The organism is Bacteroidales bacterium (genome assembly GCA_014860585.1).
GTDB lineage: Bacteria > Bacteroidota > Bacteroidia > Bacteroidales > 4484-276 > RZYY01.
In genome coordinates, this window is the sequence record JACZJL010000057.1 from 1 (window position 1) to 12,219 (window position 12,219).

Here is a 12,219-nt window from a genome sequence, read left to right on the forward strand (position 1 = left end):
ATGGCCAGGTTATTCATCACAGCGCCGCCGATAGCAATAAAATGGACTCTCATGGGATTGGGTTTTGTTTTTTAGTATTCAACGCATCAATCAATTCGTTACCAATAAGTACAGGGACAACTTTCATGGTATCTGGAGTAAAAGAAAACTCCAGCACATCATCTACACCAAGCTGGCGAAGGCGTTCGCGATGCAGTGCTTTTTCGATATACTCCATGACATCCGCTTTAGCCACATTCCACAGATCAAGGGCAGCATAAGCCGAATCACAGTTCAGCGAAAACATGCCGCTGCTCATAAGCTTCCCGATGAGTGCACCGGCGAAAATGGTGTCTTCGAGACAAAAGGTGTTCTTCCAGCCGGAACAAAGGATGATTACCTGCTGGTTCTGGTCAACAATCCACTGTGCCAGTGCGCTGATGTTACTAAACGCCCCTAAGACGACGGTTCCCAACTTCCTGGCCGTTTCGATGGCAACAGTTCCATTTGTAGTGCTGAAGACCAGTTTTTCTCCTTTCACACTGCCATCCATAAAATCGAACGCCGAATTGCCGAAATCCGCAAAGTCGAGGATGCTGCCATCCCGCTCGGCTGCCACCGGGTAACCGCTATTCTTCATGGCTTTGGCTTCATCGGGCGATGAAACCGGCAGAATGGATGCTGCCCCGTTGGCTAATGCTGAAACCATGGAAGTGGTTGCCCGCAGTATGTCAACCACAACTACAATAGCCTTGCCTTCAGTAATGATGAAGTTGGCAAGTTGTGGAGAAAAACAGACTTCGATGGTGAATTTGTCGGGCATTTTTTATTAACCCTGGCAGGTCTTCAAACCCTGCCAGGGTTGGAGGATAAAAAAAAGTTTAAACCTGATAAAAGGGAATCTTTACAACCTTTGCTTTCAATAGCTTTTCTCTGACTTTGATATAGATTTCGGCATCTATTGCATCAAATCCGGTTTTGATATATCCCATACCGATGGCTTTTTTCAATGAAGGGGACATGGTTCCGGAGGTGACTTCACCGATGACATTACCCTCTGCATCACAGATTTCGTAGTGTTGGCGAGGAATACCCTTGTCGATCATTTCAAACCCGCGCAGACGTTTGGTTACGCCATTGTTTTTAAGATTTTCATGGTAAGGCCTGTTAATGAAATTATTGCCTTCTGCAAATTTGGTGATCCATCCAAGACCGGCTTCTACTGGGGAGGTGGTGTCGTTGATGTCGTTCCCGTAAAGGCAAAAACCCATCTCAAGTCGCAGGGTGTCGCGGGCGGCCAATCCAATTGGTTTAATGCCAAACTCTGCACCGACTTCAAATACAGCATTCCAGATTTTTTCGGCATGTTGGTTGGGGAAGTAAATTTCAAAACTGTTTTTTTCGCCTGTATAGCCTGTTGCCGACATGATCACATCTGGCACTCCGGCAAATTCGATCACTTTGAATGTGTAGTAGGTGATAACAGAAAGGTCTTCTTTGGTTAGCTTTTGCAAAGTAGCCAGGGCATTTGGACCTTGCACGGCAAGTTGTGAAGTTTCGTCGGAAACATTCATGGTTACAGCGCCCACATCATTGTTGTCGTTGATCCATTTCCAGTCTTTGTCAATGTTTGAAGCATTGATCACCAGCAGATATTTTTCTGCATCAAAGCGGTAAACCAGCAGATCGTCAACAATCCCGCCATCATTGTTCGGGAAGCAGGTGTACTGGATTTTTCCGTCGGTGAGTTTGGCTACATCGTTGGAAGTCAGTTTTTGGACAAGGTCGAAAGCATTTGGGCCTTTTACCCAAACTTCGCCCATGTGTGACACATCAAACACGCCCACGCTCTTCCGCACGGTTTCATGTTCAGCGATTACCCCTTCGAACTGTACAGGCATGTTATATCCTGCAAAAGGCACGATCTTGGCGCCCAGCGCTTCGTGCATCTTTATGAAAGCTGTATTTTTCATTACGATGAATTTGTATGAAGTTTATTTTCCGGCAAATTTACATGAAACTGCCGACTTACATACAGACCGATGAAAATCTATTTACAGGAGAAAAGTAGGGAAACGGGGAGAGATAGCAGGTGAATGGAGAGATTTTTAATTCGAAAAAATTAACTTTTCATTATTTCTAAAACTTTTTCTTTCAATTCTAAAAGGTTATCCTGAATAATTTGCCAAACCTCTTCAGCATCTATTCCAAAGTAAATATGAGCTATAATATTCCTAAAACCTTTGATTTTGTACCAATCAATATCAGATTCTGTAGCAGATCGGAATTCATTGGACAATTTCTCAGCCATTTCTCCAATCACTACGAAATTCATCAGGGTTGCATCAAACGAAAGCGTGTTATTGTAAAACTCATCGGCTGTTTCAAAATTCTTTGTATAATCAAGGATTTTATTGATTGAATCAAGAATACTTAACAGGCAACCAAAATCTTTATTAGAAGGTTTAGACATATCTGGCTTCCGCAATTACGCTATCTTTAAAGAATGGATGCATATATTTTTCCCTGCAAAGATCAACGGAACGATTGAATTTGTTCTGTATCTCAGCGCGCAGATTTTTTTTTATTGAAAAAAGGTCAGGGGTATTTTCCTCAAATTCAACGATCAGGTCAATGTCACTATTTGTGTTTTGTTCATTACGCACAATAGAACCGAAAACACCAATTTTGGTAAGGTGATAGTCTTTTTGAAATCTATCCTTATTCGTCGCCAGGAAACTCAATATTTGATCAAGGTCATTCATTAAAATTAAAATCTTGGTCAAAGGTAAGGTTTTTATTAAAAAACCAGACTACATCGTCTAATGTAAAGTTACAAACTGCTATCTTAAAAAATGAAATTTGTGCTAATTCAGCACCTCATTCACGAGCCTAGCTGCATCTTCGAGGGCAATGGCCGAGTGCACTTCGAGGCCGGATTCATCAATGAGGATTTTGGCTTCTTCGGCATTGGTGCCCTGCAGCCTGACAATAATAGGCACGCTGATGTTCCCGATGTTATGGTAAGCATCCACAATCCCCTGCGCCACACGGTCGCAGCGGACAATTCCTCCGAAAATATTAACCAGGATAGCTTTAACGTTGGGGTCTTTGAGGATAATCCGGAATCCTTCTTCCACGCGTTTGGCGTTGGCTGTGCCTCCGACATCGAGGAAATTGGCCGGGTCGCCGCCCGACATTTTGATCATGTCCATAGTGGCCATAGCCAGCCCGGCGCCATTCACCATGCAACCGACGTTACCATCGAGTTTCACGTAGTTCAGGTCGTAACGGCTTGCTTCCACTTCGATGGGGTCTTCCTCTGTCAGGTCGCGCATTTGAGCAACTTCTGCATGACGGTAAAGGGCATTGTTGTCAATCGTAACCTTGGCATCCACGGCAATAATCTTGTCATCCGATGTTTTGACTACAGGGTTGATTTCGAAGAGTGAAGCATCGCTTCCGATGTAAGCCTTGTATAGTGAATTCACGAATTTTACCATGTTTTTAAAAGCTTCGCCCTCAAGACCGAGGTTGAATGCAACCCTCCTTGCCTGAAATCCCTGCAATCCAAAGCGGGGATCAATTTCTTCGGTAAAGATCTGATCAGGCGTCTCTTCGGCGACAGATTCGATGTCCACCCCGCCGCGAGGTGAATACATAATCATGTTGCGGCCTATCTTCCGGTTGAGCAAAACACTCATGTAAAACTCCCTGATTTCGGAGCTTCCGGGATAGAAAATATCCTGCTGAATGAGTACTTTCCTTACTCTTTTACCAGAAGGAGGCGTTTGTGGAGTCACCAAATCCATTCCAATGATCTGATCGGTTAGTTTTTCAACGTCCGACAAGCTTTTAGCCAACTTAACACCGCCACCTTTGCCTCGGCCTCCGGCATGGATCTGAGCTTTGACTACCCAGAACTTTGTTCCTGTAAGTTCCTGCAAAGTTTTTGCAGCTTCGACAGCTTGTCCCGGAGTCTCAGCAACAATGCCTTCAGGCACAGCAACTCCGTATTGCTTCAGAATGGATTTCCCCTGGTATTCGTGTAAATTCATGATTATGTATTTATTAAACGGTCAATTTGCTTCAGCGTGTTTTCTGGCAAATACTATTTACTTCATGCTGCAAAATTATCATTTTTACCCATCAGATAAATTACCGCTTAATACACTAAACCACCTTTTAATGCGCTATTGTGAGCGAAAATCGGTTCTAAATCATTGAACAATCAGATTGTAGTTGTAGCAGGAGAAAAATGAGGAAAAGGTTTTTTTTAACAATTTTTACAGGTTTGATGCTGCTGGTGACCGTTAGCAAAGCCCAGCCATCGGTAAAAACTGCTACTGCCATCCGTGCTGAAACTCCTCCCCGTATTGACGGTTCACTTGAAGACTTCTGCTGGAGCCAGGCTTCAGCCATCAACAGTTTTGTACAATACGACCCAAACCACAGCAAACCTGAATCGCAGACTACCATGGTTTACTTCGCTTATGACGATGAGGCCATTTACGTTGGTGCGTTTCTCTTTGACAATTATCCCGACAGTATCCTGACACAAATAGGAACCCGTGACGACAACTCGCTCAATGCCGACTGGTTTGCTGTGCATTTTGATACGTATCTAAACAGGCTTGATGCCAACACCTTCAAAGTCACCGCCTCCGGTGTGCAGTCTGATTACATGCGCAGCGACTGGACTTACGATGCCGTTTGGCAAAGTGCGGTTAACATTTCAGCAGTTGGGTGGGTCGTTGAAATGAAAATTCCATATTCAGCCCTTCGGTTTCCGAAGCAGGAAGAGCAGGTTTGGGGTTTGCAGGTTCAGCGTTACATCCGGCGTAAACGCGAACTCAGCGAGTGGGCCATCACACCCAAAGGGGCTCCAAATCAGCAGCTAACCTGGGGTGCATTGTACGGTTTGAACAATATTCAGCCGCCGCTAAGGCTTGCATTAAAACCTTATCTTTCAACAACAATCCAACACGACCAGGCCATTGCCGATCCGAACGCACGCTTATCCTATTCTTATGGTGGAGGCGCCGACATAAAATATGGCATCAACCAGAGCTACACCCTCGACATGATGCTCTGGCCAGACTTTAGCCAGGTGAAATCCGACGACAAGGTGAAAAACCTGAGCGCATTCGAGACTGTTTATGCCGAACAGCGTCCTTTCTTCCTGGAGTCAGTGGATTTGTTTAAAAAAGGAGGACTGTTTTATTCCCGGCGGATTGGCGGCCAGCCGGCTGAATTCAATCATGTGAGCAGCGCGATAGATAGCAGCGAGAGCTTAACCGATAACCCTGTTCAGGCTAAAATGCTGAATGCAATCAAAGTTTCGGGCAGAAACAACAAAGGACTTGCTGTCGGATTTCTCAATGCTATAACCGGAAATACTTATGCCACCATTGAGGAAAATGAAGGAAAAACCCGGAAAGTACTGACCGACCCGCTGAGTAACTTTAATATCGCAGTGCTCGACCAGGTGCTCCCCAACAATTCATCGGCTTATCTAATCAATACCAGCGTTTTGCGAGATCAAAATTATGACAGGGCCAATGTTACCGGAGCAGGCGCCAATCTGCTAAACAGGAAAAATACTTTCCGGATCAATCTCTCAGGAGCCTGTAGCCAGGTATTTAATTACGAAAAAACAACCAAAAATTACACTAAAACCAAGGGTTATAAATATTCTGCATCTTTTGGCAAGATCAGTGGTAAATTTCAGTTTAACCTTTACCGTAATGGAATGAATGACCGCTATGATGATAACGACCTTGGAATCACCCATCGGAACGATTACGTGCAAAACGGCGTGCAATTCAATTATCATCTTTTTGAACCTGTCGGGAAAATCAGGTCCCTCAGAGCTTATCTGAATGCAAACAGAGAAACGAGCTATACCACCGGTGAGAATGTTAACAGTGTAATCCAGGCAGGATACAGCATGACAGCACTGAGTTATGTCAGCAACTGGTTAAATCTTTCCTGGTCGCCGTTTGAGCGCTATGATTATTACGATCCCCGTGAACAGGGCAGGTATTATATCCGCCCGGGCTATGCCAATGTATCATGGGGTTTTTCGACCGATTACCGAAAACCGGTTGCTCTCGACGGGAATATTTGGTTTGGTGTAGACGGGGAAAACTACAAAGGCGTCTCCTTTCGCTTACAGCCCGGGTTCAGACTGAATGACCGGCTAAATTTCAACTATTCGCTTGCCATGAGCCTTACCACAAACAATCTCGGATGGGTGGAGAAAGACAATTCAGGTACGATCATTTATGGTAATCGTGATCTGGAATCGTACGAAAACATCCTCTCTGGTCAGTATATGTTCCGTAACAACCTTTCGGTAAACCTCCGGATGAGGCACTATTGGTATATCGGAGCGTACGACAGGTATTACTCATTATTGGAAAATGGCCGATTAACCCCCAATTTAGTTTATGGCAAGAACAACGACTTCAATTTCAATAGTTTCAACATTGACCTTGTCCTTAACTGGGATTTTGCACCCGGCAGTCAACTGAGTCTGGTATGGAAAAACGCAATACAAAATGAAGATGATTTTATCACCTATGGCTTTTTCGATAACCTCACGCAAACTTTACAAGCCGACCAGTTGAACCAACTCACGCTGAAACTGCTCTATTACCTCGATTATCACACCATGCTTAAAATAACCGGCCTCAACGCTGATGATCACTTCTAAGCCGGTCTGAATTTATTGTGGTTGGAAATGATTGATACAACGATGCACCGTTTCTTCCCGAATGTCGATTGGAGAATATGATAACCGTTAATGTTTACTGTTTCCCATGGGCTGTTCTCTTGAATAATACAGGTCATTGATACCTATTCCAGCCATCCAAATTTATGATTATTTATGAAGATGGTTTGGCGTTATTTTAGCCTTCTTTATTCATAAACTTAGTGAATCTTTGTGTCTTTGATCCTTTTGCCAAAGGCATCACTTTGTGAGTGGCAACTTTTTCTTTTTGCCACTAAGACACCAAGACTCTAAGAATAAAAAAATTAAAGAATTTCATGAATTTTCCATGTTAACATGGTAAAAAACAAAATAACCGTTTGAATTGTTTTGGATCACAAAATATCAAACTTTTACGAGAATGAAAAAGCGCATACAATTTCTGACTTTTTTTGGATTGTTCTTCCTGTATGGCCCGATCAACGGTCAGGTATTCCCATGGACAGCTCCTTTTGGTGGTCCGGGGGCCGACTTTGCCACCGACATCAAACAAACATCCGATAATGGTTACATCATAGCAGGCTATGGCGGTGATGGCTTTTCAGCCAATTATTATGTGGTCAAACTAAATGAATATGGTCTCTTGCAATGGGAACGCAACCTCAGTAAAGACAATTACGCAGAGCGGGCATACAGCGTGGTGGCGACCAGCGATGGCGGGTTTGTGGTGATCGGCACTGCCACGCAGATGAATCGTCCATGGCTTGTAAAACTTGACAGCAATGGCGACACGCTTTGGACTTCCCAGTGGACTTCGACGTTGCCTCAAAACAGCGCCCTGCTTGCAAGAGGTGCTGAACTGCCCGATGGCCGTATTGTTGTGATTGGGGCAGAAGGATCGTATGGTTACCAGCCAAATATGTTTCTCGTTAGCCAAAATGGTGAGTTGACCGAACAGCGCACACTCAATGCTATCGTGCCACCTGGCTGGCTTGCAGGAACATTCGTGAGTCATATCGAAAATACGGCTGATGGCGGATTTGTTCTCACCGGGTCGGCCGGCAGCGGAACAGGAACAAGGCCATTTATTTGGAAGTTCGATCAAAATGCTGATTCTGTCTGGTCAGTTCATTTTACTCAGCAGGGTGTTTGGATGAGATCAGCCGAATCAATAAAACAATTGAGTGACGGAGGATATATTCTGAGTGGCTACACAGCTCCCAACTCCGAACACAGTTGCGCCCTTCGTGCAGATGCAAACGGAAACCTGCTTTGGTTTTCCAGCTTTCCTGATACAATTTACACCCAGGCTACCGATGTGATCGAATGGACTGATGGAAAGTTCTTAATTACCGAAAAACGTTTCAACGGTTTCGGGGAAACATTTTTTCAGACCGCTCTCCTGACAGTTGACAGCGAAGGAAGTCTGCTCAACCGGGAAATGATCATGGCCTCCGATTCTTCAACCACCATCACCCGTATGCGCCGAACCAGCGATGGCGGATTTGTGATGGCCGGCGAGATCAACGAATACCTGGTAGTGAATGAACAGGATCTGTTTGTACTTAAGTCCGATGCTGAAGGCAACATTTCGGGCGCCGGCATTGATTACGTTTGGCCGGGTGATATCAATTACGACGGCACAGTGAATATGGACGACCTGATGATCCTTGGGGTCACGGCAGGGGCAGCCGGTCCGCCTCGCGTAGATCAATCCATCGGCTGGTACCCGCACTACGTCACCAACTGGGCCGATACTGTGGTTACCGGAGTCAATTACAAACATGCCGACACCGACGGCAACGGAATTGTTGATATCCATGACACACTCGCCATTATCACAAACTATGGATTGACAAGAGATCTGGATAACCGCAGATACGTTTCATCACTACCTACAAAATCCACCAGGTCGGGAAACGATCTCTTCATCATTCCCGAAGAGGTAATGCTGATTGATGCCGTGAATGTGGAGATCCCACTCTATCTCGGCGAAGCAGCAACACCCGTCATCGGTTTTTATGGAATGCGGTTCAGTATGGCAACCGACCCAACGTTGGTAGTTGCCGAAAGCATGACGGTAGATTTTACCGGCTCATGGTTAGGTACACAAAACACCGATCTCTGGGCTATTCAGAAAACTTTTGCAGATGAAGGTGCAACTGATTTAGGACTTACGTTGAATAACCATCAGCCCGTTTCCGGGTTTGGTCAGATTGGTTTTGTTAAATTCTCCCTCGCCCAGCCACTGCAGCACGGAGAAGTGCTAAACCTCGAAATCCATTTCGATAATCTGATGGCCTATGAATACGATCTCACACCAATTGAACTCTCCACCGGAACTTTCCAGATTGTGCTCGACAATAACCTGACCGGAATGGATGACCTGGTTTTTAACGATAAAATCCATGTGTTTCCCAATCCTGTGGCGGCCGGACATCCTGTTATTATCCATAGCAACAAAGCTATTTCAACAATAGAAATCTACAGTATCGCAGGACTTTTAGTGGCTTCAGAAAAATTTGATTTGGTCACTCAACAATTCACAGCGCCGGCTGAAAAAGGCATTTACCTGCTGAAAATCTACACAACCTCAGGAATTACTACCAAAAGATTGATCGTGAACTAGGGTTTTTTGTAATCCCTTAAAGGGTTTGTGCCAAAGGCATCCCGTTGGGAAAACCCTGTCAGGGATTTTTTTCAAAATACAGAGTTAATCACTAACCTCACCCACTCCGTCATCAGGCTGAATATTTTAATTATTTTTGTCAAAAAAGAGCATTATGCAGCATCAAAATGTCAAATCGGATTTATTTGCCCTCATTGAGCAAACCAATGATATGAAAGTGCTTGAAGCGATCAGGATATTATTGCAGAAAAATGTTCAGGAACAGGATTTCTGGGATCAGCTTCCTGAATTTCAAAAGAAATCCATCGAAAAAGGGCTATCACAGGTGGAACAGGGAAATACCATTGCGCATGAGGAAGTGATGAAAAAATATGAGAAATGGCTTACCAAATAAGATGGACGCCGGAAGCTGCGGATACATTTGAAACCATTATCAGGTACCTTGATGAACACTGGTCGGAACGTGAAATCATCAACTTCGTAAGAAAAACAAATCATCTCCTTACCCAGATTTCGCTATACCCTGAAATGTTTAAACCATCTTCAAAAAAACCCGTTCGGGTTGCAAACATTACCTGGCAAACGAATTTGTTCTATCAAATACAAGAAGTTGAGAAAACCATCATCCTCCTGTCATTTTGGGACAACAGACAAAACCCTGAAAGGCAACAGTATTGACGATAGTAATATTCTCTAAATGAGGCAGTCTCAATTTATTTCCCCGCTATCTCATTGATGGTTTTCTCCAGCAGCCGGTTAAATTCCTCCGGGTTTTCCATCATCAGGAAGTGGCCGTAACCCTCCATGATCTTGACATCAAAACTTTTGACATATTTCCGGTTGTCTTCAGCATTGGTCGGGTAAAGATCGGAGCTGACGGCATAAAACGGAAGGTCAATGGTTTTGAGAATCATTTCGAGCCGGGTGCTGTATTCAAACATATTTTCAAAGGCCGACATGGCCACCTCTTTCGGCGCAGAGGACATATCGCTGGCAACCATCTCCACCAGCGTTGAATCTGCATTCGGTGGGAACATGCTCCGGACAAAACCGTTAACGCTGTTGCTGAAGTCGGAGTAAAACGGTTCAGTGAACTGCGTCATCATTTCCCGGGTAAACACCGTATCCACAAACTGCTCGTATGTGTCAATGCCCGCCAGCGCCAACACTTTCCCCGGCATTTTGGTGGCTGCGTCAATGATCACATAGCCGCCCATCGAATGGCCGATCAGGATTACCTGGTCAAGTTTGAGATCGTTCACCACCGCAGCCACATCATCGCCAAACGACTCCATTGTGAAATCTTCCCTGTTGGCGCCCGATTGGCCATGCCCGGCATAATCAAGCGTAACAACAGTGTAACGTTTCGAAAACTCCGGAACCTGATACTTCCAATAGGTTTGATCGCACGACCAGCCATGAACAAACACAAGAGCCGGCGACCCTTCGCCATAAACCGAATAACTGATTTCAACCCCGTCAGCAGATTTTACTACCCTGTCAGCAGTCTGTTGACTGCATCCTGCCATGAGTAGAAGCAGGAAAAAGAAGAGAATTGTTGGTTTCATTTGATTTGTTGGTTAAATATTTAGGCAAATTTATACATATTATTCAGCCGAGGTGTTTCTCAAAACAAATTTTCAAGTTTCACGTCACCAGCGACCATTTCAGAGGCATGTTGGTTTTTTGCGGCGCAAAGGGAATTTGTCCAGGTTGGGTTTATCCATTCGAAATGGAACCGGGTGAACTCGTCCGACAACCTATACAGCTCGTCTTTTGACTGTTGGCTGGTGTTAATTTACATTTCGGGTATATTTGCCGGAACTTCATCCGCCAAAATTTCACGACTATGTTGATCAAAGACCTGAAGCACTGCGAAGCGTTCATTGCCGGCGATAACACCATCCTGCGCGAACTGCTGCACCCCGACAAAGCCGACCTCAACCTGCGCTACAGCCTGGCGCACGCCGTCGTAAAACCCGGCCTCGCCTCTTACCGCCACCGCCTCAAAACTTCCGAAGTTTATTATATTCTCGAAGGCGAGGGCGTCATGCACATCGGCAGCGAATCCCGGCATGTCGGTCCCCACCAGGCCATCTACAACCCCCCCAACGCAGTGCAGTACATCGAAAACACCGGCGCCACCGACCTGGTTTTCCTCTGTATCGTTGACCCCGCCTGGCGGGAGGAAGATGAGACAGTGGAATAAATTCTTCCGGAGGGCTAATTGATATTTACCTCTAAGCCTCTGAAGGGCTATAGTTGGCTCAATATCACCGATTTTTGGGGATAGGATGACCGGATTATCCACACATCATCATGTTGGAAAAATTCATCGGAATGAGAAAGGGTCTGTTTTGAGGAAAACGCCTATAGGTAAAAGTCGGTCGCTATTTTTTCCTCATTTCTTTCACGATATCCTCAACTGTTTTAGCAATAAACAGTTCGGCCTTAAGCTGCGTATAGTCACCTTTCCCAGAAGAGAATTGGTTGAGGAACCGCAAAGTTTTTGCAAGGCCAAGTTCTTTGTACAAAACATCAAAAGCCTCTCTGTTTATTTCGTGTAAGGTTATAGTCTGGCTCATGGTAAAATCTCCCCGATTAATCTTGTTGGTAATACAATTTTTGGTTTTAAAAGTTTAAGTTCATCAGCTTTTTTCAAAAAGCGGTCATAACAGGTGCAAAGGTAATCAATCTCATTAATTGTGGCAATGGCAAGATGCAATGCATCATCACCAGGCATTTTACCCCGTCAGGCATACGCGTCAACTTAAGATTAGATGAGTTTGTAAGTCAATGATATTGATACGTTTTCGTTTATCATAAGCACTATATTTGACAATAATATCGAGTAATTTGTTGTTGTCAACACTATTAACAAGCCCTGATAGCAGAC

12 protein-coding genes are annotated in these 12,219 nt (G+C 44.6%); 5 read left to right on the forward strand and 7 right to left on the reverse strand.

The features are described from left to right. Nucleotides 1-49: 49 nt before the first annotated feature. The 5 genes from IH598_06330 to sucC form a co-directional block, all read right to left on the reverse strand. The gene (locus IH598_06330) at nucleotides 50-802 is read right to left on the reverse strand and encodes a 2-phosphosulfolactate phosphatase (protein ID MBE0638114.1); all 753 of its coding nucleotides are present in this window, start codon (nucleotides 800-802) and stop codon (nucleotides 50-52) included. A 58-nt stretch (nucleotides 803-860) separates the two neighbouring features. Then, nucleotides 861-1,952 (reverse strand): glycine cleavage system aminomethyltransferase GcvT, encoded by a 1,092-nt coding sequence (gene gcvT, locus IH598_06335; GenBank protein MBE0638115.1) that lies wholly within the window; start codon nucleotides 1,950-1,952, stop codon nucleotides 861-863. 149 nt (nucleotides 1,953-2,101) lie between these two features. Continuing rightward, nucleotides 2,102-2,452, reverse strand: a complete 351-nt coding sequence (locus IH598_06340) for a DUF86 domain-containing protein (protein ID MBE0638116.1) — start codon at nucleotides 2,450-2,452, stop codon at nucleotides 2,102-2,104. Beyond that, nucleotides 2,445-2,765 (reverse strand): nucleotidyltransferase family protein, encoded by a 321-nt coding sequence (locus IH598_06345; protein MBE0638117.1) that lies wholly within the window; start codon nucleotides 2,763-2,765, stop codon nucleotides 2,445-2,447. The genes IH598_06340 and IH598_06345 overlap by 8 nt, the downstream gene beginning before the upstream one ends. Nucleotides 2,766-2,846: 81 nt before the next feature. Then, nucleotides 2,847-4,037 (reverse strand): ADP-forming succinate--CoA ligase subunit beta, encoded by a 1,191-nt coding sequence (gene sucC / locus IH598_06350; protein MBE0638118.1) that lies wholly within the window; start codon nucleotides 4,035-4,037, stop codon nucleotides 2,847-2,849. Between the two features lie 200 nt (nucleotides 4,038-4,237). Here sucC and IH598_06355 point away from each other — a divergent pair, with 200 nt between their 5' ends. From IH598_06355 to IH598_06370, 4 genes are all read left to right on the forward strand, one after another. Further along, nucleotides 4,238-6,697, forward strand: coding sequence for a carbohydrate binding family 9 domain-containing protein (locus IH598_06355; GenBank protein MBE0638119.1), 2,460 nt, complete (start codon nucleotides 4,238-4,240; stop codon nucleotides 6,695-6,697). Between the two features lie 418 nt (nucleotides 6,698-7,115). Then, nucleotides 7,116-9,323: a T9SS type A sorting domain-containing protein gene (locus tag IH598_06360; protein ID MBE0638120.1), complete on the forward strand. Its 2,208-nt coding sequence runs from the start codon at nucleotides 7,116-7,118 to the stop codon at nucleotides 9,321-9,323. 154 nt (nucleotides 9,324-9,477) lie between these two features. Then, nucleotides 9,478-9,717 carry a hypothetical protein gene (locus IH598_06365; protein ID MBE0638121.1) on the forward strand — a complete coding sequence of 80 codons (240 nt, stop codon included), beginning with the start codon at nucleotides 9,478-9,480 and terminating at the stop codon, nucleotides 9,715-9,717. After that, on the forward strand, nucleotides 9,702-10,001 hold the full coding sequence (locus tag IH598_06370; GenBank protein ID MBE0638122.1) for a type II toxin-antitoxin system RelE/ParE family toxin: 300 nt from the start codon (nucleotides 9,702-9,704) through the stop codon (nucleotides 9,999-10,001). Before IH598_06365 ends, IH598_06370 begins: the two co-directional genes overlap by 16 nt. A gap of 35 nt (nucleotides 10,002-10,036) precedes the next feature. Here the strand turns inward: IH598_06370 and IH598_06375 are convergent, their stop codons facing one another. Then, nucleotides 10,037-10,891, reverse strand: coding sequence for an alpha/beta hydrolase (locus tag IH598_06375; GenBank protein MBE0638123.1), 855 nt, complete (start codon nucleotides 10,889-10,891; stop codon nucleotides 10,037-10,039). Nucleotides 10,892-11,172: 281 nt separating this feature from the next. On the opposite strand from IH598_06375, the gene IH598_06380 reads away from it, so the two are divergent. Continuing rightward, nucleotides 11,173-11,532 (forward strand): cupin domain-containing protein, encoded by a 360-nt coding sequence (locus IH598_06380; GenBank protein MBE0638124.1) that lies wholly within the window; start codon nucleotides 11,173-11,175, stop codon nucleotides 11,530-11,532. A gap of 181 nt (nucleotides 11,533-11,713) precedes the next feature. Here IH598_06380 and IH598_06385 read toward each other — a convergent pair whose 3' ends face one another. After that, nucleotides 11,714-11,908, reverse strand: coding sequence for a hypothetical protein (locus IH598_06385; GenBank protein MBE0638125.1), 195 nt, complete (start codon nucleotides 11,906-11,908; stop codon nucleotides 11,714-11,716). Nucleotides 11,909-12,219 lie beyond the last annotated feature (311 nt).